General features: G+C 72.2%; 23 protein-coding genes and 2 pseudogenes. 8 read left to right on the plus strand and 17 right to left on the minus strand.

Annotated features, from left to right (window positions below; translation table 11 throughout):
- Positions 1-688 precede the first annotated feature (688 nt).
- From kynU to ACLU3S_RS07465, 11 genes and pseudogenes are all read right to left on the minus strand, one after another.
- Positions 689-1,873, minus strand: coding sequence for a kynureninase (kynU, locus tag ACLU3S_RS07415; protein ID WP_413950945.1), 1,185 nt, complete (start codon positions 1,871-1,873; stop codon positions 689-691).
- Complete coding sequence (locus ACLU3S_RS07420; protein ID WP_413950946.1) at positions 1,866-2,723, minus strand: tryptophan 2,3-dioxygenase family protein; 858 nt, start codon at positions 2,721-2,723, stop codon at positions 1,866-1,868. Before ACLU3S_RS07420 ends, kynU begins: the two co-directional genes overlap by 8 nt.
- A gap of 150 nt (positions 2,724-2,873) precedes the next feature.
- Positions 2,874-3,287: a DUF3151 domain-containing protein gene (locus ACLU3S_RS07425; protein ID WP_413950947.1), complete on the minus strand. Its 414-nt coding sequence runs from the start codon at positions 3,285-3,287 to the stop codon at positions 2,874-2,876.
- A 243-nt stretch (positions 3,288-3,530) separates the two neighbouring features.
- Complete coding sequence (locus ACLU3S_RS07430) at positions 3,531-4,982, minus strand: MFS transporter (protein WP_413950948.1); 1,452 nt, start codon at positions 4,980-4,982, stop codon at positions 3,531-3,533.
- Positions 4,983-5,085: 103 nt separating this feature from the next.
- Positions 5,086-6,108, minus strand: a complete 1,023-nt coding sequence (gene fbaA / locus ACLU3S_RS07435; protein ID WP_413950949.1) for a class II fructose-bisphosphate aldolase — start codon at positions 6,106-6,108, stop codon at positions 5,086-5,088.
- Between the two features lie 139 nt (positions 6,109-6,247).
- Entirely contained in the window at positions 6,248-6,796 is a 549-nt protein-coding gene (gene pyrE, locus ACLU3S_RS07440; RefSeq protein ID WP_413950950.1) for an orotate phosphoribosyltransferase, read from the minus strand.
- Between the two features lie 10 nt (positions 6,797-6,806).
- A complete protein-coding gene (locus ACLU3S_RS07445) occupies positions 6,807-7,595 on the minus strand; it encodes an aldose 1-epimerase (RefSeq protein ID WP_413950951.1) in 789 nt (262 codons plus the stop codon).
- A 92-nt stretch (positions 7,596-7,687) separates the two neighbouring features.
- Positions 7,688-8,479: an SRPBCC family protein gene (locus tag ACLU3S_RS07450; RefSeq protein ID WP_413950952.1), complete on the minus strand. Its 792-nt coding sequence runs from the start codon at positions 8,477-8,479 to the stop codon at positions 7,688-7,690.
- 69 nt (positions 8,480-8,548) lie between these two features.
- Positions 8,549-10,183 carry a polyamine aminopropyltransferase gene (locus ACLU3S_RS07455; protein WP_413950953.1) on the minus strand — a complete coding sequence of 545 codons (1,635 nt, stop codon included), beginning with the start codon at positions 10,181-10,183 and terminating at the stop codon, positions 8,549-8,551.
- A gap of 109 nt (positions 10,184-10,292) precedes the next feature.
- On the minus strand, positions 10,293-10,817 hold the full coding sequence (locus ACLU3S_RS07460; protein ID WP_413950954.1) for a DUF2617 family protein: 525 nt from the start codon (positions 10,815-10,817) through the stop codon (positions 10,293-10,295).
- Positions 10,818-11,906: 1,089 nt separating this feature from the next.
- Positions 11,907-12,089: pseudogene (locus ACLU3S_RS07465) on the minus strand (replication initiator); the annotation flags it as partial.
- Between the two features lie 150 nt (positions 12,090-12,239).
- Between ACLU3S_RS07465 and ACLU3S_RS07470 the strand changes: the two are divergent.
- Positions 12,240-12,716 (plus strand): hypothetical protein, encoded by a 477-nt coding sequence (locus ACLU3S_RS07470; protein WP_413950955.1) that lies wholly within the window; start codon positions 12,240-12,242, stop codon positions 12,714-12,716.
- 220 nt (positions 12,717-12,936) lie between these two features.
- On the opposite strand, the gene ACLU3S_RS07475 is transcribed toward ACLU3S_RS07470, so the two are convergent.
- Together ACLU3S_RS07475 and ACLU3S_RS07480 are read right to left on the minus strand one after the other, a co-directional pair.
- Positions 12,937-13,434 (minus strand): hypothetical protein, encoded by a 498-nt coding sequence (locus ACLU3S_RS07475; protein ID WP_413950956.1) that lies wholly within the window; start codon positions 13,432-13,434, stop codon positions 12,937-12,939.
- Between the two features lie 15 nt (positions 13,435-13,449).
- Complete coding sequence (locus ACLU3S_RS07480) at positions 13,450-14,049, minus strand: hypothetical protein (protein ID WP_413950957.1); 600 nt, start codon at positions 14,047-14,049, stop codon at positions 13,450-13,452.
- Between the two features lie 213 nt (positions 14,050-14,262).
- Between ACLU3S_RS07480 and ACLU3S_RS07485 the strand changes: the two genes are divergently transcribed.
- From ACLU3S_RS07485 to ACLU3S_RS07505, 5 genes and pseudogenes are all read left to right on the plus strand, one after another.
- Complete coding sequence (locus ACLU3S_RS07485; protein WP_413950958.1) at positions 14,263-15,456, plus strand: pyridoxal phosphate-dependent aminotransferase; 1,194 nt, start codon at positions 14,263-14,265, stop codon at positions 15,454-15,456.
- Positions 15,457-15,605: 149 nt separating this feature from the next.
- The gene (locus ACLU3S_RS07490) at positions 15,606-15,863 is read left to right on the plus strand and encodes a type II toxin-antitoxin system Phd/YefM family antitoxin (protein ID WP_037676836.1); all 258 of its coding nucleotides are present in this window, start codon (positions 15,606-15,608) and stop codon (positions 15,861-15,863) included.
- Between the two features lie 10 nt (positions 15,864-15,873).
- A complete protein-coding gene (locus ACLU3S_RS07495; protein WP_413950959.1) occupies positions 15,874-16,134 on the plus strand; it encodes a Txe/YoeB family addiction module toxin in 261 nt (86 codons plus the stop codon).
- A 69-nt stretch (positions 16,135-16,203) separates the two neighbouring features.
- Positions 16,204-16,411 (plus strand): annotated as a pseudogene (locus tag ACLU3S_RS07500) (hypothetical protein); the annotation flags it as partial.
- Between the two features lie 70 nt (positions 16,412-16,481).
- Entirely contained in the window at positions 16,482-17,666 is a 1,185-nt protein-coding gene (locus ACLU3S_RS07505) for a hypothetical protein (protein ID WP_413950960.1), read from the plus strand.
- A gap of 31 nt (positions 17,667-17,697) precedes the next feature.
- Here the strand turns inward: ACLU3S_RS07505 and ACLU3S_RS07510 are convergent, their stop codons facing one another.
- Positions 17,698-18,225 carry a YbjN domain-containing protein gene (locus ACLU3S_RS07510; protein WP_413950961.1) on the minus strand — a complete coding sequence of 176 codons (528 nt, stop codon included), beginning with the start codon at positions 18,223-18,225 and terminating at the stop codon, positions 17,698-17,700.
- Between the two features lie 170 nt (positions 18,226-18,395).
- Between ACLU3S_RS07510 and ACLU3S_RS07515 the strand changes: the two genes are divergently transcribed.
- Complete coding sequence (locus tag ACLU3S_RS07515) at positions 18,396-18,833, plus strand: hypothetical protein (protein WP_413950962.1); 438 nt, start codon at positions 18,396-18,398, stop codon at positions 18,831-18,833.
- A gap of 209 nt (positions 18,834-19,042) precedes the next feature.
- Here ACLU3S_RS07515 and clpB read toward each other — a convergent pair whose 3' ends face one another.
- Positions 19,043-21,640, minus strand: coding sequence for an ATP-dependent chaperone ClpB (clpB, locus tag ACLU3S_RS07520; protein WP_413950963.1), 2,598 nt, complete (start codon positions 21,638-21,640; stop codon positions 19,043-19,045).
- A gap of 111 nt (positions 21,641-21,751) precedes the next feature.
- Here clpB and ACLU3S_RS07525 point away from each other — a divergent pair, with 111 nt between their 5' ends.
- Complete coding sequence (locus ACLU3S_RS07525) at positions 21,752-22,165, plus strand: pyridoxamine 5'-phosphate oxidase family protein (RefSeq protein ID WP_413950964.1); 414 nt, start codon at positions 21,752-21,754, stop codon at positions 22,163-22,165.
- Positions 22,166-22,310: 145 nt separating this feature from the next.
- Here the strand turns inward: ACLU3S_RS07525 and ACLU3S_RS07530 are convergent, their stop codons facing one another.
- Both ACLU3S_RS07530 and ACLU3S_RS07535 read right to left on the minus strand, forming a co-directional pair.
- Complete coding sequence (locus ACLU3S_RS07530; RefSeq protein ID WP_413950965.1) at positions 22,311-22,646, minus strand: hypothetical protein; 336 nt, start codon at positions 22,644-22,646, stop codon at positions 22,311-22,313.
- Between the two features lies 1 nt (position 22,647).
- The gene (locus tag ACLU3S_RS07535; RefSeq protein ID WP_413950966.1) at positions 22,648-22,974 is read right to left on the minus strand and encodes a hypothetical protein; all 327 of its coding nucleotides are present in this window, start codon (positions 22,972-22,974) and stop codon (positions 22,648-22,650) included.
- Positions 22,975-23,046 lie beyond the last annotated feature (72 nt).

Below are 23,046 nucleotides of genomic sequence, written 5' to 3' on the forward strand. Positions count from 1 at the left end.
GGAGGCGGTGGCGTCCGGGGCGACCGGGGGGTGCGAGAAGGCCGACTCCTCTTCGGCGGCGGCGCGGGCTGCGGCGGCGTCGTCCGGCATGCTCCAACCTCTCAGCGATGGAACGTGTTTGTGTGTGTGGCGGACCAGGTGGGGACTGCCTGTCGGCCGTTGGCGGGGACGGTATCAGGCTGGTAGCGGAGGCCGTGCGCTGGTGGTGGGCGGGGCTGGGGTGGTTGCCGGTGCCGGACCGACCGTCACGAGCCGCGGGCGGGCTTCGCTTGTCGTGCGGCGTCGCTGCACTGAGCCGCGGGCGGGCTCCGCTCCTCCCACGGCCTCACCCACCAAGCCACCCGCGGGCTCCGCTCCTCCCCCGGCCTCACCCACCAAGCCACCCGCGGGCTCCGCTCCTCCCACGGCCTCACCCACCAAGCCACCCGCGGGCTCCGCTCCTCCCCCGGCCTCACCACACCGCGCCACGCGCGGGCAGCGCATGCCGTGCGCCCTCACCGCACCGCGCCGCAAGTGGGCCGCGCTTGCCGGTACTGGGCTGATCGCCCGGCACGGCGCCCGCATCCGCGCAGGAACGAGCCCCGCACCCGTGCCGGTACGGACGCCCGGCCGGCCGCAGGTGTGCGGGTCGTGCCCGGCCGCTGCCCAGAGAGCCGCGGCCGGGGTCAGGGGTCAGCGGGTCGGGGGGTCAGGTCAGGACGTTGGCCAGGAGGCGGGCCGCGCGTTCCGTTTCGGCGTAGGAGACGTACAGGGGGGTGAAGCCGAAGCGGAGCACGTCGGGGTGGCGGAAGTCGCCCACGACGCCGCCCGCGATCAGGCGTTTCATCACCTCGCCGGCGTCCTCGCAGCGCAGGGCGACCTGGCTGCCGCGCTCCTCGTGGGGCACGGGCGTCAGGGACTCCACGCGGCCCGGCTCGGTGTACGCGGTCACGCACTGGAGGAAGAAGTCCGTCAGGGCGAGGGACTTGGCGCGGACGGCGGTGATGTCGACGTCGTCCCAGACCTCCAGGGCGGCCTCGAGCGCCAGCATGGACAGGATGTCCGGGGTTCCGACGCGGCCTCGCAGCGCGCCGGGGGCCGGGGTGTACGACGGGCTCATGCCGAAGGGGTCGGCGTGGGAGTTCCAGCCGGGCAGCGGCGAGTCGAAACGGGGCTGCAGGTCGCGGCGGACGTAGAGGTACGCGGGCGCACCCGGGCCGCCGTTCAGGTACTTGTAGGTGCAGCCGACCGCCAGGTCGACGCCGTGTTCGTCCAGGCCCACCGGCAGGGCGCCCGCGCTGTGGCACAGGTCCCAGACCGCGAGGGCGCCGGAGGCGTGGATCGCGGCCGTCAGGGACGGCAGGTCGTGCAGGCGGCCGGTGCGGTAGTCGACGTGGTTGAGCAGGACCGCCGCCGTACGCGGGCCAAGGGCCGCGGGCACCTCCTGCGGCGTCACGACGCGCAGCGTGCGGCCGGTCATGCGGGCCGCCGACTCGGCGATGTAGCCGTCGGTGGGGAAGGTCGTGGCGTCGACCAGGATGTCGGTCCTGTCCTCGCCCGCCATGCGGGCCGCCGCGACGAGTGCCTTGAAGACGTTGACACTTGTCGAGTCGCCGACCACGATCTGGCCCGGCGCCGCGCCGACCAGCGGGGCGATCCGGTCGCCGATCCGCTCCGGCGCCGTCCACCAGCCGCTCTCCTCCCAGGAGCGGATGCGCAGTTCGCCCCACTGGCGGCGGACGACGTCCGCCACGCGGTCCGGGACGTTCGCGGGGAGGGCGCCGAGGGAGTTGCCGTCGAGGTAGACGACGCCGTCGAGGACGAAACGGGACCGCAGCGGGGCCAGGTCGTCCGCGGCGTCCAGCTTCTCCGCCCGCAGTGCCGGCTCAGACATGGGACCTCGCCGTCCACAGCTCGGGGAACACGTTCTTGCGGGCGCGCTTCTCCAGCCAGGCCACGCCGGCGGAGCCGCCGGTGCCGGGCTTGGCGCCCATCGCGCGGCGGGTGGCGACGAGGTGGTCGTTGCGCCAGCGCCACACCAGTTCGGCGACGTCCGTCAACGCCTCGCCGAGCCGGGCGAGTTCGGCGTTCTCGTCGCCGGAGTAGATCGCCGCCCAGGCCCGTTCGACCGCGTCCGAGGGCTCGTAGCGCTGGGAGACGTCGCGGTGCAGGACGGAGTCGGGGATCGCGTGGCCGCGGCGGGCCAGCAGGCGCAGCACCTCGTCGTAGAGGCTGGGCTCGTGCAGCGCCTTCTCCAGTTCCGCGTGCGCGCGCGGGGCGCCGCGGTGCGGTACGAGCATGGACGCGGACTTCTCGCCGAGCAGGAACTCCAGGCGGCGGTACATCGCGGACTGGAAGCCGGAGCCCTCTCCGAGGGCGCTGCGGTAGGAGTTGAACTGGGCGGGGGTGAGCTGGCCGAGCGGCGTCCAGGAGGCGTTCAGGGCCTCGAGTTCGCGTACGGAACGCTTCAGGGCGGCGATCGCCGTCGGGACGTCGTCCGAGCGCAGGGCGTGGGACGCCGTCTCCCACTCGTGGACGATGACCGTGAACCACAGCTCCATGACCTGCGTGGTCACGAGGAAGACCATCTCTCCCGGGTCGTCGGAGAGGGTCTGCTGGAGGTGGGTCAGCACGTCCGCCTTGACGTAGTCCTCGTACGGGGTCGTGCCCGCGAAGTCGAGGTTCGGGTCGATCGGCGGGATCTCGGGCTCAGCGGCCTCGTGGGGGTGAGCCTGTTGGGACATCGCTGTCTCCTGTTGTTACTCCGGGTAGCGGTCCGCCCCTGCCGATGCCGGCACGGGGGCCCCGGTCCCCACCCGCATCCTCCGCAATCACCCCCGTCACGGCAAGGCCCGCCTGCCGCCAGACGGGCCACACCGGTGACTGCGGGTGCGTCAGCCGAGGGTCTGGGCCGCCGTGGGCGAGGAGTCCTTCAGGAACTGGGTGCAGCGCGCGTACTCGTCCTGCTCGCCGATCGCCTGGGCGGCGCGGGCCAGGGCGTGCAGGGCGCGCAGGAAGCCGCGGTTCGGCTCGTGCTCCCAGGGGACCGGGCCGTGTCCCTTCCAGCCGCTGCGGCGCAGGGCGTCCAGACCGCGGTGGTAGCCCGTACGGGCATAGGCGTACGACTCCACGACCGCGCCGCGCTCGAACGCGTCGTCCGCCAGCTGGGCCCAGGCGAGCGAGGAGGTGGGGTGCTTGGCGGCGACGTCCGCGGGCGCGGTGCCGGCCGCAAGCAGCTCGCGGGGCTCCGGGTCGTCGGGGAGGTGCGTGGGGGGCGGGCCGCCGAGGAGGTTTTCGTGAATGGTCATGCGTTCAGTTTCCCGCACCTGGCTCCGCAGGATCCCCGGTGGTGGTGCGGTGCCCTGTGCCGTAGGGGCGCGCTGTGCTGGTACTGGGCCTTCGGACGCTCACCAGCGCCTCCACGGACGCCCGGCACCGGTGCCGGCGTCCGGACGCTCACCGGCATCCGCTCAAGCGCCCGGCGCTGATGCCGGCCCGGCGCGGGTCTCGCTTCAGGCGTCCGCGGGCAGAGGCCCTCGAAGAGACCCTCCTCACCCCCGCCCCCTCTCCAGCGGCGGAGCCGTCACGTTGCCGTGGATTCTGCACTCGGGGTGGCGGCAGTCCGGGGGTGGGCGGCGGACCAGGGTGAAGGCCAGGGCGGAGCCCACGACAAGCGTGCCCGCGCAGAGGGGCATGGCTCGTCCGAAGGCGGCGTCGAAGGCCGCGGGCGAGCGGTACGCGTCCGGGCCCATACCCGTGAGGAGGGGCAGCGCGGCCACCGCGACCAGGCCTGCCGCGCGGGCCGCCGCGTTGTTGATGCCGCTGGCCAGGCCCGCCCGGGCGGTGTCCACGGAGGCCAGGACCGTGGCGGTCAGGGGGGCGACGAGGGTGACCATGCCGATGCCCATCACCAGCAGGGCGGGCAGGACGTCCGTGGCGTAGTCGGCGCCCGGGCCCACGCGGAGCATCAACAGCATCGCCGTCGCGCACAGCAGCGGGCCGACGGTGAGCGGCAGCCGGGGGCCCGTGCGGTCGGCCAGGGCGCCCGAGCGGGAGGAGAACAGCAGCATCAGGGCCGTCGTCGGCAGCAGGGCCGTACCGGCCGTCAGGGGTGAGTAGCCCACCACCACCTGGAGCTGCAGCGCCGTGAGGAAGAAGAAGCCGCCGAAGGCCGCGTACACGCACAGGGTGACCAGGTTGACCGCCGTGAACTGGCGGGAGGCGAAGATGTCCGGCGGGAGCATCGGGTCCGGGCGGTGCCGTTCGACGTGCACGAAGGCCGCGGTCGCGGCCAGACCGGCCACCCCGGTCAGGGCGACCGGCAGGGTGGCGCCGCGGGCCTCGATGAGCGCGTACGTCAGCAGGGCCAGGGCGAGGGCCCCCAGTGCCGCGCCGAGCACGTCGAAACGGCCGTGGGCGCGGTCGTCGGCGGACTCGGGAACGTGCCGCAGGGCCACCGGCACGCACAGCAGGGCCAGCGGCACGTTCAGCAGGAACACCCAGCGCCAGCCGGGGCCGGAGACCAGCCAGCCGCCGAGGAACGGGCCGACCGCCGCGCCGATCCCGCCGAACCCGGACCACAGCCCGACGGCCCGGCTGCGGTCGTCCGGATGGAAGGAGGCCTGGATCAGGGCAAGGGAGCCGGGGGTGAGCAGCGCGCCGCCGACGCCCTGCAGCGCCCGCGCGGCGATGAGCAGGCCGGGGCTCGGGGACAGGCCGCACAGCAGTGAGGCGGTGGCGAACCAGACCACGCCGAGGACGAAGATCTTCCGGCGGCCGTGGTAGTCGCCGAGGGACCCGCCGAGGAGGATCAGGCCGGCCAGCGTGACCATGTACGCGTTGACCGTCCACTGCAGCGCGGCGAGGCTCGCGTCGAGGTCGTGGCCGATGCGGGGCAGCGCCACATTGACGACCGTCGAGTCCAGCATGGCCATGCTGGAGCCGAGGATCGTGGTGAGCAGGATCCACTTGCCGCGGGACGAGGCCAGCCGGACGTCGGGCACGTACCCAGGTATACAGCGAGACGGCGGGCCCGGCGGCGTGAACAGCCGCCGGGCCCGCCGGCACGTACCGCTGACGTCCCGCCGGGCCCGCGGGACGTACCGCTTACTTGATCCGGTTGCCCGCGGAGCGCAGGTGCTGGGTGGCCTCCACGACGCGGCGGGCCATCGACGCCTCGGCCAGCTTGCCCCAGGTGCGCGGGTCGTAGGTCTTCTTGTTGCCGACCTCGCCGTCGACCTTCAGGACGCCGTCGTAGTTCTTGAACATGTGGTCGGCGACCGGGCGGGTGAAGGCGTACTGGGTGTCCGTGTCGATGTTCATCTTCACCACGCCGTTCTCCAGCGCGGTGAGGATCTCCTGCTCGCTGGAGCCGGAGCCGCCGTGGAAGACGAAGTCGAACGGGGACTCCTTGCCGAACCGGGCGGCGACGCCCTCGCTCAGCTCCTTCAGCAGCTCGGGCCGGAGCACGACGTTGCCCGGCTTGTACACGCCGTGCACGTTGCCGAAGGAGGCGGCCAGCAGGTAGCGGCCCTTCTCGCCCAGGCCCAGGGCCTCGGCGGTGCGGATCGCGTCGTCGACCGTCGTGTACAGCTTGTCGTTGATCTCGTGGGAGACGCCGTCCTCCTCGCCGCCCGTCGGGGTGATCTCCACCTCGAGGATGATCTTCGCGGCGTGGGTGCGCTCCAGCAGCTCCTGCGCGATGGCGAGGTTGTCGGCGAGGGTCTCGGCGGAGCCGTCCCACATGTGGGACTGGAAGAGCGGGTTGCGGCCGGCCTTCACGCGCTCCTCGGAGATCGCGAGGAGCGGGCGGACGTACCCGTCGAGCTTGTCCTTCGGGCAGTGGTCGGTGTGCAGCGCGATGTTGACCGGGTACTTCTCGGCGAGGACGTGGGCGTACTCGGCGAGGGCGACCGCGCCGGTGACCATGTCCTTGCTGAACTGACCGCCGAGGAACTCGGCGCCACCCGTCGAGATCTGGACGATGCCGTCGCTCTCCGCCTCCGCGAAGCCGCGCAGCGCCGCGTTCAGGGTCTGGCTCGAGGTCACGTTGATGGCCGGGTAGGCGAACTTGCCTGCCTTCGCCCGGTCGAGCATCTCGTTGTAGACCTCGGGGGTTGCGATGGGCATCTGTCCGCTCCTTGTGTTGCGGGTTGACGTTGTGCGTAACGGCCCTGACCTAGACCTGGGGGGTGACGTCGTCGTCGCCCCCATCTTTCCAGACACGGGGTGCTGGTCGGCGCCCTCAAGTCCAGGGCTCTTGCGCGTGTCAGTCCAGACCCAGTTCATCCTTCGAGAAGGCATACCGGTACGGAACGCCCGCACCGGCCTCGATCTTCTCGGCGGCGCCGGTCGCCCGGTCGACGATGGTCGCGACGGCGACGACCTCGGCACCGGCCTCGCGCACGGCCTCGACGGCGGTCAGCGGAGATCCGCCGGTGGTGGAGGTGTCCTCGACGACGAGGACCCGGCGGCCCGCGATCTCCGGTCCTTCCACGCGCCGTTGCAGCCCGTGCGCCTTGGCCGCCTTGCGGACGACGAAGGCGTCCAGCCGCTTCCCGCGCGCGGCGGCGGCGTGCAGCATGGCGGCCGCGACGGGGTCGGCGCCCATGGTGAGCCCGCCCACCGCGTCGAACTCGAGGTCCGCGGTCAGATCCAGGAGCACCTGGCCGACCAGCGGGGCGGCCTCGCCGTCGAGGGTGATGCGGCGCAGGTCGATGTAGTAGTCGGCCTCCAGACCCGAGGAGAGGGTCACCTTGCCGTGCACCACGGCCTTGTCCTTGATCTGCTGCAGCAGCGCGCCGCGTACGTCCGTCATGCCGACCAGCTTAGATGCGCCGCCAGCTCCAGGTCGTCGTCGCCTCCAGCGGCTCCAGCGGGGTGACCAGGCGCGGGTGGGTGTTCAGACCGTCGGGCGGGCCGGTCTGCGGCTCGACGCACACGGCCTCGGCCTGTTCGTCGTAGACGACCACCCACTCCTCACGGCTGGTCACCTTCAGCTCCAGCTGTCCCGGCCAGGTGAGGGTGACGTCGGTGCCGCCGGGCATGCCGAAGCAGTCGTCCCAGGGGCCGGGCCCGGGGTCGATGCGGTTGCCGGTGGGCAGGTGGTCGGCTCCGCGCTCCTCCTGCCAGGCGGGCTTGAAGTCGAGCCGGACGTCCTCGCCGCCGAGGTTGCGGTGGAACCAGGGGTGCCAGCCGAGCTGTGCCGGGAAGGAGTCGTCGTACGCCTCCACGGACATCGTCAGCGTCAGGCTGTCCTCGGTGAGCGTGACGACGTGGGTGACGCGGCCGCGGTGCGGCCAGGGTTCGACCAGGTCGTACGTGATCACCGCCTCGTGATCCGCGGTGCGCGCGGTGCGCCAGGCGCCGTCGCGGGCGGTGCCGTGGATGGCGTGGGGCGGGGAGTTGAGGGGCATCTGGCGCACGATGCCGCCGTCCAGGAAGCGGCCGTCGCGGATCCGTCCGCACCAGGGCACCATGGGGAAGCAGCCGTAGCGCTGCCCCTGCCTGAGCAGTTCCAGGGAGTCGATCCTGAGGCTGCTGATGCGGCCGCCGTTGGCGGGGCTGACGTGTGCTTCTGCGGTGCCTGCGGTCAGCGTGATGTCTTCGTTACTCACGGGAAGACACTACTGGGGAGCGGGCGAGGGGGGCGGACGGCCGCGGAGCGGTGGGGCCGTCGCGCGGCCGGCCGGAACGCCTCGGCCCCCTCTCAGCGGCGTCTGCGCAGCGCCCTGCCGACGACGATCGCGGAGGCGAGGGCGAGTGCCGCGGCCGGTGCGGCCCAGCGCAGGGCCGATGTCGCCGAGACCGCCTGGGGTGGCGGGACGGGGGCATAGCGTCCCCGCGGCGGGGCGTGGTCGACCTCCTCGGCGCTGCGGCCGATCATCGTGCGGCGCGCGTGCGCGGCCTCCGCCGGGGGTTCGCCGGTGTCCGCGAAGTCCTCGGCGAGGCGGTCGGCCTCCGGGTCCAGGGAGGGCGGGGGGACCTCGGTGTCGAACACGGAGGCGCGCTCGGCCTCGGGCTCCTGCGCCGGCCCTTGCTCCGGTTCCGCTTCCTCTGCCTCTGCCCGCTCGTGTTCCTCCGGCGCCGCCGCCAGGTTCTCCATGCAGCGGCTCAGCAGCCTCGTCACGGCCGCGTTCACCGCCTCCGCCGGCAGTTCCGTGATCCGGCCGTCCGCCTCCGCCGTGCCCTCGGCGGTGACCGTGCAGCCGCCTTCGCTGTCGGCAAGGCGCAGGGTGAGCGCGAACTTCACGGCACCGGTGCCACGGGCCTCGCCGGCGTCGCCCTCGACGGCGTACGTGCCGTCCTCGCGGGCGGTCACCCGCAGCGCGCCCCGGTAGGTGACGGAGTGTCCGCCGACGCGCAGCTTCAGCCGGCCGGCGACGGGTTCCGCCCCGGCGTCCTGCTGGAGCCCGGGGACGGCCCGGGCGACTCGCGCGGGATCGGCGAGTGCCGTGGCGAGACGAGCGGCCGGAACCGGAACGAAGACCTGGTGCTCCATGTCGGCTGAGCCTACCCAGGAGTGGCCGGATCGTACCCTCGCGTGACCGTGCGCCTGCCGGTGTGTGTCTCAGTACCGCGGGTGCACCAGCGTGGAGGCCGGCAGCCCGGTGATCCGGGTCCGCTCGGCCGCGCTCCGGTCCGCCGCCAGTTCGGCCGGAGTCGGGGTCCACCCGCCCGGGGAGCCGGGGCGCAAGGGGGGCGCTGAGGGGCCGGGTGCGGCCAGCAGGAAGCCCCAGTCGTGCGGTGCCCGGGAGGCGTCGGCGAAGCGGTCGGCGCCCGCCGGGAAGCCGGAGTCGTGGCTGAGGACGCGGTAGGGGGTGGTGGCGAAGCCGGCCGCGCGCAGGGTCGCGGCGACCGTCCAGAAGGCGTGGCAGCGGGTGGCGACGGGCCCGGCGTGCACCACGAGCCGGCCGCCGGGGGCCAGCACGCGGCGGGCCAGGCCGTAGAACTCCTGGGAGTACAGCTTGGTGCTGGCGGTGATCCCCGGGTCGGGGAGGTCGGCGATCACGACGTCGTACGACGCCGGGGGCGCGCCGCGCAGCCGGCCGAGGGCGTCCGCCGCGACGGGGTGGACGCGGGGGTCGGCGTAGGCGTGGCCGTTGGCCGCGGACAGGCCGGGGTCGTGGCGGGCCAGGCGGATCAGGGCGGGGTCGAGCTCCACGACGTCGACGCGGCGCACCCCGCGGTGGCGCAGCACCTCGCGGGCGGCCAGACCGTCGCCGCCGCCGAGGATCAGCACGCGCGCGTGGGGCCCGGACATGGCCGGGTCGACGAGGGCCGCGTGGTAGCGGCGTTCGTCGCGGCCGCCGACGCGCAGGCGGCCGTCGAGGAAGAGTTCGAGGGGTTTGCCGTCGGTGCCGCCGGACAGGACGACCTCCTGGACCCCGGTCCGCACGGCGACGCGCACGTCCGTGCCGTACACCGCGCGCCGGGCGGCGCGTTCGAAGTCGTCGGTGAGGGCGGCGGCGGAGGCGAGGACGCCGAGGACGACGACGCCGAGCAGGAGCAGGATCCAGCGGGCCCGGTGGGTGAGGTCGCGGCGGAAGAGGCCCAGCACCAGGGCGCCGCCCGCGACGACGTTGACCGTCCCGGTGAGCAGGGCGCCGGTCAACTGGCCCAGGAACGGCAGCAGCAGGAAGGGGAAGGCCAGGCCGCCGACCAGCGCGCCCACGTAGTCGGCGGCGAACAGGTCGGCCACCGCGCCGCCCGCGTCCTGCCGGCGGATGCGCTGGATCAGCTCCATCAGCAGCGGGACCTCGGCGCCGATGAGCAGGCCGATGGCGAGCGAGAAGGCGACCAGCAGGCAGCGGGGGCCGTCGGCCCACAGACCGCCCCAGCCGCCCGTCCAGGCGAACACGGCGTACAGGGTCATCGCGCTGCAGCCGCCGATCAGCGCGAGCGCCGTCTCGACCGCGCCGAAGCCGGCGGCCGCGTGCCAGCGCAGGCGCTTGGCGGCGAGGGAGCCGATGCCCATCGCGAACACCATCACGGACAGCACGACGGACGCCTGGGTGACCGAGTCGCCCATCAGGTACGAGGCGAACGCGACCAGTTCGAGCTCGTACACGAGGCCGCAGGCCGCGCAGACGAAGACGCACACGAGGACCAGGAACCGCCCGGTGCCGGGCCGGACGGGCAGCCGGGCGGGGCCTGTCCAGGAGGGCGGGGCGCCCGGGGGCGCGGGGGCGTGCGGTTCGATCACGCTGCGACGTTACGTCACATGCTCAGTACGCTTCGTCACCCACACGTGTGGATCTGGGGTGGATCGGCGCATGGCGGGTTTATGCCGCTCGCCGATGGCACCGGGTGCCTCAGCCCGGCTGCGCCACCCGTGCCCGCGCGCCCACCCGGGTGCGGGTGGCCACCAACTGGCCGTCCTGCGGGTAGGCGTGCCAGGTCCGCCAGTGCACCTGGCCCCCGTGCCGCTGGGCCAGCATCGCGGTGAAGGCGTGCGGGCTGCCGGGGAAGACTCCGGCGAGGCCGTGCGGATGCTCGGAGACGAGCGCCAGCAGCTCCTGGGCGCGGCCGGCGAACGTGCCGGGAGTGAGCACCTCGACGCGCGCCGCGAACTCGTACTCCCAGTCGCCGACCCGCTTGGCGACGCCGAGCGGCAGGGGGGTGCTGGAGCCGGGGATGCATGCGACCGTCTCCGAACAGTTGCCCCGCTCCTCCTCGAGGAGCACCTGGTGGGAGGCGCCGAGCAGGCGCAACTGCAGCTTGGCGCGGTCCAGTTCGAGGTCCAGGGTGGCCAGGGCGGGCAGCGGCTCGCGCCCCAGGGCCCAGGCGAGGTCGGCCGCGCGCGTATCGGTGTAGGTGGTGTTCAGGGTCGTGAGCATGGATCGGCTCCGCTAACACGCGAATGAGGGGGAGATCGGCCATGTCAGCCCAGCCGGCCCGGCCGGGGTGGGGAGTCTGTGGGACGTCCGAGGGGCTGCGTTGGCGATTTAGAGGGAATCATGAACAGTGGCATCGCCACAGCGTTTTTACCCAACTTCGTGGGGTTTCCATCCCTCAGAGGGCTCCACAGCTCAACTGTTCAACCACGGCGAGCGCCCGGCGCGTGAACCGGCCACGGACGAGCGCCCACGGAACGCCCTCACCGGGCGCCCACCGCCGCCGACCGGCCCCGCCAACACCGTGGCCCGGCGGGCACCTTGTCGACGGGACGCCGCCACTCGGCAGGGCCTTGACGACCAGACACCGCCACTCGGCGGGACCGGCGGCGGGCTGCACCGCCACGTGAGCGCCACCGCCGCCCGTCGGGCACCGCCGCCCGGCGGACGCCCCGCTGCCCCGGCGGGCAGCCGCGCCTCCGTTGCACCCGAGGCTCGGCTGCCCGTGTCAGCTACCTCCCCCGCAGCCGCCTCCACCGCCGCACGACGAACCCCCGCCGCAGGAGTGTCCGCCGCACGAGTGGCCGCCGCCGCAGGAGTGACCCCCACCGTGGTGGCCCCCACCGTGGTGGCCCCCACCGTGGTGGCCCGACGAGCCGTCCGAGCCGCCCGCCCACCAGCTGCTCCCGCCGCCGTACGAAGACGACGCGGACCGCGTGCGGGACGGCCGCCGGCCGTTCCGCTTGCCGCTCCTGCCGACCGCGGACCCGACGATCAGCACACACACGATCGCGACCACCGCCACGCCGAAGAAGGTGCCCATCTCGCCACCTGCTTTCCGTACCCCCGAAGCGGCCCCCCGTGGGCCCCTCGTCCGTTGCCGCGTCTGCCGCGGTGACCCGGGGATGCCCGGGCATCCCAAAGGCCAAAGCAGAGTTGAGCAACTTCAGAGGCTTCTCGCACGACGATGACCCCTGACCTGCATAGAAGGGCAGTTCAGGGGCCGTCCGGGTGTCGCTGGGCCGTCTGTGGGCCGTGATCTCCCTGAGTGAGACGCTGAAACACGGAGGCAATGGCGCGCAGGGCGCGCTCGCGGCTGTCGGGCATCAGGTGGGCGTACACCCGGAGCGGGCCGAACGAAGGGGCGGTGAGGGTGGCGAAGACGCGGGGGTGCTCCCGCACGGTGGCGGGTACGCCCTTGCGTTCGTCGCCGGTGATCCCGGCCCGGATCAGGTGGTAGGTGTCCCCGGCGCAGGTCCGGGCGCAGGCCGGGCAGAGGATCTACGGGCGGGCCCACAAAAGCCTATGCAGTCAGGTGTCCCGGGACCTCAAGTCCCTCACAGCCAGGTAGGGTCCCACCACACTTCAGCAGATGGGGGCCCGGTGGCACAGACGATGGCATGGCCCCGGCGTCGGATACACGCCGTGGTTGCTCTGGCCGGGGTGATGGCCGCCGGGTGCAGTCCGCCGGACCACCCCCTGATCGCCGTCTACTTGACGCAGGGGGGCGAGGTCCGGGTCCGGCTGCGGCCGTGCCCGGGGTCGGCGGTCACCTCGGTGAAGGTCATCCGCCTGGGTGGGGAGCCGTCCGGCAAGGCCACGCTCCCCGGGCTGGACTACTGGCTGGGCGCGCCGCCGAAGCCCCTGAAGGGGGAGCAGGACCTCGACCTGTCCTCCCTGCCCGCGGACTGGCGGGCTCGGCAGCAGGGGACCGGCGGGCTGACCGCCGGAAGGTCCTACACGCTGAGGTTCACCTCGGGGCACGGCAACAGCGTCGACTACCGCGGAGAGACCACGTTCCGCCCGGCGGACGTCAACAAGCTCGGGCCCGGGGAGGTCCTGGCCGGCGACAAGGTCATGTCCCTGAAGGAGTTCAGGAGGAAAGCGGACGAATCCTGCTGAGCGGGAACGCGAGAACCCGGGGCCGAGAGGGACCCCGGGTTCCTTTAGCGGCCCCGGGGTATCCCTGGGGCCGTCTGCGGGCCGTACGAGGGCGGCCGACGACGACAGATGGCGACAGCCGGGGACCGCCCTTCCGCTGGTGAGCAATGGTGGGTTGGGTACCGGCGCAGGCGCCCATCAGCGAAGCAGAGTTGAGCAACTTCAGAGGGTCCGCCCGGCCTCAGGCGCCGGGGGGCTGGGTGATGACGATCCGCCAGACCACGGAGTTCACCGCGGAGAGCCTCCACTTCAGTTCGTGGAGACGGGCCCGCGGTATCTCGGCGGTGAACACACCGCTCCCGTCACCGCACTGGGACCCGGCGAGGGGCCTTCCGGCGGCGCTGATGCCGAACTTGGAGGGCCCGGCGCAGGTCCACCTCACCGTGACGGACGAGGCCTTCCCCGCGGACAGGGGAAGCGTGACACCGCCCGCACCGTGGCCCGAGCCGGTGTACAGCGTCTTCGTCCCGACGGGCAGCGGAGACTGGACCGGGTCGGGAAGGCGGTCGGGGCTCGTGGGAGTACCCACCGGAGAGGGAGTGGCGCCGGGCTCCGTTGACGCCTTCGCCGGAGCCGACGCCCCCCGGTGGCCGGCGGTGGCCCGGGGATGGTCACTCCCGGAACAGGCCGACACGAGCACCAGGGCCGACAGGCCGACGGCCAGCAGGGGCAGCTTCATCAGATCGTCCTCGACTCACGAGTGGGCGATGTAGGGCGAGAGTGCCGGGAGCTTGGCGGTCCCGTGGTTCGAGACGATCCACTTGCAGCCACCGTTGTAGGAGCCGTACTGCCAGTTGAAGGAGTATCCCTTCGAGCCGAGGGCGAGCCAGCCGTCCCTCTGGCTCGCCGGAACCTTCCAGCTGCCGCCGAGGGTGACGGTGGTGGTCTTGGCGTAGGAGATCGAGCCGCTGATGCTCTCCTCGGCGGAGGCGATGAGCATCGACTCGCTCAGCTTCGCCGAATAGGTCACGGTGCCGGTCCAGGTGTGGCCCTTGGCCACTGAGACCGAGAGCGTGACACCGGAGGCCCCGTAGACGGTCTTGCTCTTGTCGCCGACGAACGTGCTCTTCACCTTGGAGAAGGAGAAGCCCGGGTCGGGCGGGCAGCCGTCCGGGTGCATCGGACCGTCGACATCGGCGTCCGCCGGCGCCTGCGGAATGGGATTGCCGTCCTGGTCGGCATTGACCGTCGTCGGGGCGTCTGCCGCATAAGCGGTGCCCACTCCGCCGGCCCCCAGGGCGAGAAAAGCGGTCAGTGCGGCGGCGGTGCAGGCGCGGGTCAGCGCGGAATTCATGATTCCCCCTTTTTGACCGCTCCCCTCAGGAGCGGCATGTACAGAACAATCATGGAGTACCGGGGTGATCGTCAAGGAAAGCCGAAAAGCTTGAGCGAGAGCTGAGCTTGACGAAAGACCGTGCCGAGCCGTGCCCGCCCGGCGGCGCCCTGTGCGCCGAAGCGGGTGGCTGCCCCGAACGTGAGTTGAGCGAGCGCCGGGCTTGGGCGCAGGATGGCCCGCATGACCTCCACCGCGCGCCCCCACCTGAATCGACGGCTCGCCGAGTTCGGGACGACGATCTTCGCCGAGATGTCCGCCCTCGCCGTCGCGACCGGGTCGATCAACCTGGGCCAGGGCTTCCCCGACACCGACGGCCCCGAGGAGATCAGGGAGGCGGCCGTGCGGGCGCTGCGCGACGGCCGCGGCAACCAGTACCCGCCGGGCCCGGGCATCCCCGAGCTGCGCACCGCGGTCGCCGCGCACCAGCTGCGCCGCTACGGGCTGTCGTACGACCCCGAGACCGAGGTGCTGGTCACGGCGGGCGCCACGGAGGCCATCGCCGCCTCGCTGCTGGCCCTGCTGGAGCCCGGCGACGAGGTGGTGGCGCTGGAGCCGTACTACGACTCCTACGCGGCGAGCATCGCCATGGCGGGCGGCCGCCGCGTCCCCGTGACCCTGCGGCCGCACGAGGGCAGCTTCCGCCTCGACCTCGACGAGCTGCGCGCGGCCGTCACCGACCGCACCCGTCTGCTGCTGATCAACACCCCGCACAACCCCACCGGCACGGTCCTCACCCGCGCGGAGCTGGCCGCGATCGCCGAGCTGGCGGTGGCGCGGGACCTGCTGGTGGTGACGGACGAGGTGTACGAGCACCTGGTGTTCGACGGCGCGGAGCATCTGCCGCTCGCCACGTTCCCCGGGATGCGCGAGCGCACGGTGACCATCGGCTCGGCCGGCAAGACGTTCTCCTTCACCGGCTGGAAGGTCGGCTGGGTTACCGGAACCACGGAACTCGTGACCGCCGTCCGTTCCGCCAAGCAGTTCCTGACGTATGTGTCGTCCGGACCGTTCCAGTACGCCGTCGCCGAGGCGCTCGCGCTGCCGGACAGTTACTTCGAGGCGTTCCGCGCGGACATGCTGGCCAAGCGGGACCTCCTGGCGACGGGGCTGGCGGACGCCGGTTTCGAGGTGTTCCGGACGGCTGGCACGTACTTCATCACCACCGACATCCGCCCCCTCGGCGAGACCGACGGCTTCGCCTTCTGCCGCGCCCTGCCCGAACGGGCGGGCGTGGTGGCCATCCCGAACGCCGTCTTCTACGACCACCGCGAAGCCGGCGCGCCCTTCGTACGGTTCGCCTTCTGCAAGCAAACCGAGGTGCTGACAGAGGCGGCGGAACGGCTCCGCAAGGCATTCGCGGGCTGACCGGCGCCCCGCGGGTCTGGTCGACGCGTTCCCCGCCGCCTGCCACGCTTCGCCCGCCCAGCGCTTTCGCGCCTGGGCCGTCCTTTCGGCGCTTGCCGCACCGACAGAGACGGACGTACAATTTTCTGTACGTGGAAGGAGGGTCGACTGTGAAGACCATGACGTATTCCGAGTCGCGCGCGCGGTACGCCGAGGTGCTCAACTCCGTCACCGACGACCGCGAAGAGGTCGTCATCACCCGGGCCGGCCATGAGCCGGTCGTCATCGTCTCCCTCGAGGACTACGAGTCCCTGAAGGAGACGGCGTACCTGCTGCGCAGTCCGGCCAACGCCCGGCGCCTGCTCGCGTCCATCGACGAGTTGGAGAACGGCGGCGGCACCGTGCGCGAGCTGGCGACCGACGAGTAAGGGCCGCGCGTTGAAGATCACCTTCTCCTCCCGCGCCTGGGAGGACTACCTGTGGTGGCAGCTTCAGGACCGGAAGATCCTGAAGCGCATCAACACACTCATCGCGGACATCACCCGGAACGGCAACGAGGGCATCGGCAAACCGGAACCGCTCAAGCACGGATTCCAGGGCTACTGGTCGCGCCGCATCAACGACGAGCACCGGCTGATCTACAAGGCCACCGAGGACGCCGTCCTGATCGCACAGTGCCGCTACCACTACGAAAGCTGACGGAACTCGGGGATCGGGCACAGCACCCTTCTCGCACCTTGCCCCGTTGCCGCACACGAATAGGTGTGCGGACACAGTGTCGGCTGGGTGACCGCCCCGCCGGAGCTGGTCGGCGCGGTCCGCTCGGCGAAGCAGTTCCTGACCTACGTCTCCTCGGGCCCCTTCCAACGCGGTCTTCTACGACGACCGGGAGGCGGGCGCGCCGCTCGTGCGGTTCGCGTTCTGCAAGCGCGAGGAGGTGCTGCGGGCGGCGGCGGAGCGGCTGCGGGCCATGTGAGCGAAAGCGGCCCGCCACTTGGCGCAGCCCTGCTCGCGTTCGCGCCCTCCCCCTTGCAAGGTGCGGAGGTGTGACCCACGCCAGCACCGTTCTCGCTCCGCCCGTCACCGCACCCGAGCCGGCGCCCGGGGAGCGCGCCGGGACGTCGCTTGTCAGGACGAGCGGTGTCGCCGTCGGCCTGTTCCTCGGCGCGCGGCTCGCCGGGGCCGTCGTGCTCGCCCTGCTCGCCCAGGCCGTGGGCAGGCATCCGCTGACGCTGCTGGGCCGGTCCTGGGACTCGGTCTGGTACCTGGGCATCGCCGCGCACGGCTACGGCCACGCCCTGGGCCGGTACGGCTACAGCGACCTCGCGTTCTTCCCGCTCTATCCGGCGCTGGTGCGGTCGGTGACCGCGGTGGCGCACCTCAGCGGTGGCGGGGCGGGGCTGCTGGTGTCGTGGACGGCGGCGGCCGTGGCGGCGGCCGGGATCCACGCGGTGGGGTCCCGGGTGTACGGGCGGGCCGTGGGCACCGCGCTGGTGCTGCTGTGGGGGCTGCTGCCGCACTCGGTGGTGCTGTCGATGGCGTACACCGAGCCGGTGCTGACCGCGTTCGGGGCCTGGTCGCTGTACGCGGTGCTGGCCGGGCGATGGCTGTGGGCGGGCGCGCTGGCGGCGTTCGCGGGCCTCGCCCGGCCGAACGGGTTCGCGGTCGCCGCCGCGGTGGTGGCCGCGGCCTGCTGGGAGGTGTGGCGGCGGCGCGGCCGGGTTTCCCACAGGCTGTGGACGGGCGCGGCGCTCGCCCCCCTGGGCTGGACGGGGTATCTGCTGTGGGTCGGCCGGTCCCGGGGCGATCTGCTGGGCGGGTACTTCGCCGTGCAGGCGCGCTGGGGGTCGCGGTTCGACTTCGGGCGGGGCTCGCTGCACACGGTGCGCGCGATGCTGCTGCACGGGAGCCGCCTGGTCTTCCCCATGGCGCTGCTCCTGGTGGCCGTGGGGTTGCTGCTGTACGTCCTGCTGGCGCTGGACCGCGCCCCGCTGCCGCTCCTGGTGTACAGCGGGGTGCTGCTGCTGGTCGCGGTCGGCGGGTCGGGCGTCTTCGAGTCCAAGCCGCGGTTCCTGCTGCCCGCCTTCCCGCTGCTGCTGCCGGCGGCCCGGGCGCTGGTGCGGACGGCGAGAGCCCGGCCCTGGCACGCGACCGTGATGGTCGCGGCCCTGGCCGGGCTCTCCTACCTCTACGGCGCGTACCTGGTCGTGCTCGCGCACGCGCCGCTGTAGACAGCCGCGGCGATCCCGCGGACGGCGCGGTCTACTCCTCGCCGTCCTCGTTCTCCGAGTCGTTGACCTCCTGCTCCAGGCCGAGCTGCTCGACGAGCCACCGGTCGAACTCGATCGCGGCCCGCACCCAGCTGACCGTGGAGGAGACGAAGTGGTTGATGTCGACGCCGGTGCCGATCAGCATCTGCGCCTCGCCGATGAGGCGGACGGTGCCGTCGTCGTGGGTGTGCGTGTAGACCTTGGGCCACAGGGTGCGGCGGTTCCAGTCGTCGACGGACTCCAGAAGCTGGGGCTTCTCGTCGATCTTGTGGGGGCGGTCGTAGAAGGTCCGCACCGAGAAGACCGCCTGCTCGGCCTCCCCGCGGAACATGAAGTACGTGCGGAACTGCTCCCACGGAGCCGCGAGGTCGCCCTCCTCGTCGACGACGTACTTCAGCTCCATCTGGTCGAGGAGCTGCTTCACGAGGTCCTGATCCGGGACGACGGGGCCAACGGGTCCCTGGGGCTGGGGTTCGGGCTGGCCCCCGAAGTTCGGAATCGAGGACGGGTCGATGGTCACCGTGTTTTTCCCTTCATGCGGATTCCGCCATCCTCCCCCAGGAGGGGAGGGGCGTGGCAAGCCCCGGCGGGGCCCTGTCGGCCAGGAGCTGACATGATCCGTCCGGGCGGGCGGTGAACGGCGGACGACGGGGGGTCGGCGTGGCGGCGCGGGGTGGTACCAGGTGGGGTGTGTTCGCGGCGATCATGGCGCTTCCCGCGCTGATCCTGGCCGGGGTGGCCGCGATGGCGATCAGGTTCATGACCTCCGGCCACCCGCTCGGCGGGGCCCCGGAGAAGGTCCCGTGCGCGGAGGCGCTGGACTTCGGCGGGGCGCGGCTGCCGAAGGGGGCGTACGAGGCCGAGTGCACCGTCCAGGTGTGGCTGGACACCGAGTACGACGTCGAGTTCCGGATGCCCCGGGCGGATGTCGTGAGATGGCTGAAGAGGACCTACCCGGTGGCGCCGGAGCCCGGGGCCGAGTCGTGCGACGACGGCGCCGACCTGTGCCTGCACATGAACTCCGCCGCCACGGTGCCGCCCGGTGTCGACGCGGACGCCGTGGAGATCGACGTGACGTACGAGGAGCCCACGACCGCGCGGGTGACCTTCTTCGCCTTCACCGTGTGACGCCGGGGGGCGATGATGCGGGCATGCGCATACCCAAACTGGTCCGGTGGGGGCTGTGGGCCCTGTGGTGGGGCTGTCTGGCGTTCTCGGTCTGGGTCTTCTGGTCGCTGTACGAGGCCATGAGCAGCGTCTGATCCGGCTGCCCACGCACGACGGGCCCCTCCTTCCGTGTACGGAAGGAGGGGCCCGCAGCGAACGCGTGGGCGGTCCTACAGCGTCTTGCCGGTCGCCGGTCCCACCAGCAGCCCTTCGCCGAAGCGGTCCACGCGGACCGTGTCGCCGTCCTTGATCTCGCCGGCGAGGATCTCCTTGGCGAGCCGGTCGCCGATGGCGGTCTGCACCAGGCGGCGCAGCGGGCGGGCGCCGTACGCGGGGTCCAGGCCCTCCTCCGCGAGCCAGGCCAGCGCCTCGGGGGTGACGTCCAGGGTGAGGCGCCGCTCCGCCAGCCGCCTGCCGAGCCGTTCGATCTGCAGCTGGGCGATCCGCTCCAGCTCGGCCTTGGTCAGCGCCGAGAAGACCACCAGGTCGTCGAGCCGGTTGAGGAACTCGGGCTTGAAGGAGGCCCGGACGGCCTCCAGGACCTGCTCCTTCTTCTCCGCCTCGCTGGTGAGCGGGTCGACCAGGAACTGGCTGCCCAGGTTGGAGGTGAGCACGAGGATGGTGTTGCGGAAGTCGACCGTGCGGCCCTGACCGTCCGTCAGACGGCCGTCGTCCAGCACCTGGAGCAGGACGTCGAAGACCTCGGGGTGGGCCTTCTCCACCTCGTCCAGCAGCACCACGCTGTACGGGCGGCGGCGCACCGCCTCGGTCAGCTGGCCGCCCTCCTCGTAGCCGACGTAGCCGGGAGGCGCACCGACCAGCCGGGCCACGCTGTGCTTCTCGCCGTACTCCGACATGTCGATGCGGACCATGGCCCGCTCGTCGTCGAAGAGGAAGTCGGCGAGCGCCTTGGCGAGTTCGGTCTTGCCGACGCCGGTCGGGCCGAGGAAGAGGAACGACCCGGTGGGGCGGTCGGGGTCGGCGATGCCGGCCCGGGAACGCCGTACGGCGTCGCTGACGGCCCGGACGGCCTCGCCCTGGCCGATGAGCCGCTTGCCCAGCTCGTCCTCCATGCGCAGCAGCTTCTGCGTCTCGCCCTCCATCAGGCGCCCGGCGGGGATGCCGGTCCAGGCGGCGACGACGTCGGCGATGTCGTCGGCGCCGACCTCCTCCTTGACCATGGTGTCCCGGGAGGCCTCCTCCTCGGCCTCGGAGGCGGCCTCCAGTTCCTTCTCCAGCTGCGGGATCTCGCCGTAGAGCAGCTTGGCGGCGGTGTCGAAGTCGCCGTCGCGCTGGGCGCGTTCGGCCTGGCCGCGCAGGTCGTCCAGCTTCTCCTTCAACTCGCCGACCCGGTTGAGGGACTGCTTCTCCTTCTCCCAGCGGGCGGTGAGGTGCCGCAGCTCCTCCTCCTTGTCGGCGAGGTCGCGGCGCAGCTTCTCGAGGCGGGCGACGGAGGCCGGGTCGGTCTCCTTGGCGATCGCCAGCTCCTCCATCTTCAACCGGTCGACGGCGCGCTGCAGTTCGTCGATCTCCACGGGGGAGGAGTCGATCTCCATGCGCAGGCGGGAGGCGGCCTCGTCGACGAGGTCGATGGCCTTGTCGGGCAGGAAGCGGGAGGTGATGTAGCGGTCGGAGAGGGTGGCGGCGGCCACCAGCGCGCTGTCCGCGATCTGCACCTTGTGGTGGGCCTCGTAGCGGCCCTTCAGGCCACGCAGGATGGCGATGGTGTCCTCGACGGTCGGCTCCGCGACCAGCACCTGCTGGAACCGGCGCTCGAGGGCGGGGTCCTTCTCGATCCGCTCCCGGTACTCGTCCAGCGTGGTCGCGCCGACCATGCGCAGCTCGCCCCGGGCCAGCATCGGCTTGAGCATGTTGCCGGCGTCCATGGCGGAGTCGCCGCCCGCGCCGGCGCCGACGACGGTGTGCAGCTCGTCGATGAAGGTGATGATCTGCCCGTCGGAGTCCTTGATCTCGGCGAGGACGGCCTTGAGCCGCTCCTCGAACTCGCCGCGGTACTTGGCGCCCGCCACCATCGCGCCGAGGTCCAGCGCGACGAGCCGCTTGTCCTTCAGCGACTCGGGCACGTCACCCTTCACGATCCGCTGGGCCAGCCCCTCCACGACGGCGGTCTTGCCGACACCGGGCTCACCGATGAGGACGGGATTGTTCTTGGTGCGGCGACTCAGCACCTGCACGACCCGCCGGATCTCCTGGTCCCGGCCGATGACCGGGTCGAGTCGGCCCTCGCGCGCGGCGGCGGTGAAGTCGGTGCCGAACTTCTCCAGGGCCTTGTACTGGCCCTCGGGGTCGGCAGTGGTCACGCGGCGTCCTCCCCTGGCCTTCTTGAAGGCCTCCAGCAGCTTCTTCGCCTCGGCGCCCTGCCGGACGAGCACCTCGCCCGCCGCGCCGCCCTTCGCGGCGAGGCCGATCAGCAGGTGCTCGGTGGACAGGTACTCGTCACCGAGGTCCTTCGCGCGCTCGCCGGCGTCGGCGATCACGGCCAGCAGTTCCCGGTTGGGCTGCGGGGGCGCGACGGTGGACCCGGTCACGCTGGGCAGCGAGGCCAGGATCTTCTCCGCACCCGAGCGTACGGCGGCCTGGTCGGCCTCGACGGCCGCGAGCAGGTCGGTGATGTTCTCGTTGTCCTGCCCCTGGAGCAGAGCCAGCAGCAGGTGAGCGGGCGTGAGGTCCGGGTGCCCCTCGGTCAGGGCGCGGTTGCTCGCCGCGTTGATCGCGTCACGGCTCCTGTTGGTCAGCTCGGCGTCCACGTGTCCGTTCTCCTCCTCGACATCCCACTGCTGACTTAACCAACGTGCACAAAGTTGAGTCTATTCCACTCAAGGCGGCCGGCGCACGGTCCTCAGGCTAGGTTTCGGGGCATGGCGACATACTCCGTGGATCCGGGCGCCCCCGACGAGGCCTACCTCCGCTTCTGGCGGGAGCGGCACCTGTGCACGCTGACGACGCTCCGCCCCGACGGCAGCCCGCACGTGGTGCCCGTCGGGGTGACGTACGACCCCGGGGCCGGGCTGGCGCGGATCATCACGAACAAGTCGAGCGCGAAGGTCTCGCATGTGCGGGCGGCCGGCCCCTCGGGCGCCCGGGTGGCCGTGTGCCAGGTGGACGGGCGCCGCTGGGCGACGCTGGAGGGGCGGGCGTACGTCCGCACGGAGCCGGAGCGGATCGCGGAGGCGGAGCGGCGCTACGCCCAGCGCTACGCGCGCGTCCCGGCGCCCAACCCGGCCCGCGTGGTCATCGAGATCCAGCTGGAGCGGGCGCTCGGGCGGGGCTGACGCCCGGCTGTTTTCGGCCAGTGTGGCGGAGCGCCGATAGCCGGAAATGTCCCCACAAACTGCAGCGGCGTCACCGTGTTCAGGTCACGGTGACGCCGCTGCGGGGGGAAGCACCTGAGCGATCTTTTACGACGGGGGAATCGCGTCAGGCACTGCGGGGGGTGGCCGAGATGGTCCTCAGGTCGCTGTCCGCCGGCTCGGCGAGCCGGTGGTCCCGCTGGTCCAGATTCACAAAGATCATTCCGTACCGGATGGCACAGCGCACCGGTTGGGGTGCACCACGCGGCTTGCGCAGGCACCGGAACGCCCGCACGTCGCCGTCCTCGTCCCGCGTGACGACGACCGGCTCACCGAACACGGTCACCATCAGCGAGTCACCGCTGTGGGGGATGGCGGTGACCAGGTCGATGAAGTGCCAGCCGGAGCGGTAGGCGGTGGCCATCTCGCGACGGAAGGAGCGGTCGTCAGGCGGGGTCGTCACGTCAGCTCCTCACACCGTCCGCGTGCATCGGCCACGTGGTGTCGTCGGCGGAGGCGGGATTCATGGCCACCGTCGGCCAGGTCGTGTCACCCGGCGAGGCGGTCTTCGCGGCCACCGTCGGCCACGTCGTGTCACCGGGCGAGGCGGTCCTCGCGACCACCGTCGGCCAGGTCGTGTCGCTGGCGGAGGCGGTCTTCGAGACCACCATCGGCCAGGTCGTGTCCGCCCGCGCGTCACCCTTCTCACTCGCGAGGCCGCCGAGCGCCCCCACGGTCACCAGGACGGAGAATGCGGCGACAAGTATCGAGCGAAGCAGTCTCTTACCCATAGTCGGCTTCGTCCTCACTTGAAGGTCCCCTCTTCCCCCGTCGACTACGACGATGGCTCATTCGGGCACGTC

This window comes from Streptomyces sp. AF1A (genome assembly GCF_047340315.1).
In the GTDB taxonomy this organism is placed as follows: Bacteria; Actinomycetota; Actinomycetes; order Streptomycetales; family Streptomycetaceae; genus Streptomyces.

Bases quoted from the DNA above. Each gene is read 5' to 3' on its own strand.
- kynU (WP_413950945.1), bottom strand. From the start codon at position 1,873: ATGTCTGAGCCGGCACTGCGGGCGGAGAAGCTGGACGCCGCGGACGAC.
- ACLU3S_RS07420 (WP_413950946.1), bottom strand. From the start codon at position 2,723: ATGTCCCAACAGGCTCACCCCCACGAGGCCGCTGAGCCCGAGATCCCG.
- ACLU3S_RS07425 (WP_413950947.1), bottom strand. From the start codon at position 3,287: ATGACCATTCACGAAAACCTCCTCGGCGGCCCGCCCCCCACGCACCTC.
- fbaA (WP_413950949.1), bottom strand. From the start codon at position 6,108: ATGCCCATCGCAACCCCCGAGGTCTACAACGAGATGCTCGACCGGGCG.
- pyrE (WP_413950950.1), bottom strand. From the start codon at position 6,796: ATGACGGACGTACGCGGCGCGCTGCTGCAGCAGATCAAGGACAAGGCC.
- ACLU3S_RS07450 (WP_413950952.1), bottom strand. From the start codon at position 8,479: ATGGAGCACCAGGTCTTCGTTCCGGTTCCGGCCGCTCGTCTCGCCACG.
- ACLU3S_RS07460 (WP_413950954.1), bottom strand. From the start codon at position 10,817: ATGCTCACGACCCTGAACACCACCTACACCGATACGCGCGCGGCCGAC.
- ACLU3S_RS07475 (WP_413950956.1), bottom strand. From the start codon at position 13,434: ATGAAGCTGCCCCTGCTGGCCGTCGGCCTGTCGGCCCTGGTGCTCGTG.
- ACLU3S_RS07480 (WP_413950957.1), bottom strand. From the start codon at position 14,049: ATGAATTCCGCGCTGACCCGCGCCTGCACCGCCGCCGCACTGACCGCT.
- ACLU3S_RS07485 (WP_413950958.1), top strand. From the start codon at position 14,263: ATGGCCCGCATGACCTCCACCGCGCGCCCCCACCTGAATCGACGGCTC.
- ACLU3S_RS07525 (WP_413950964.1), top strand. From the start codon at position 21,752: ATGGCGACATACTCCGTGGATCCGGGCGCCCCCGACGAGGCCTACCTC.
- ACLU3S_RS07535 (WP_413950966.1), bottom strand. From the start codon at position 22,974: ATGGGTAAGAGACTGCTTCGCTCGATACTTGTCGCCGCATTCTCCGTC.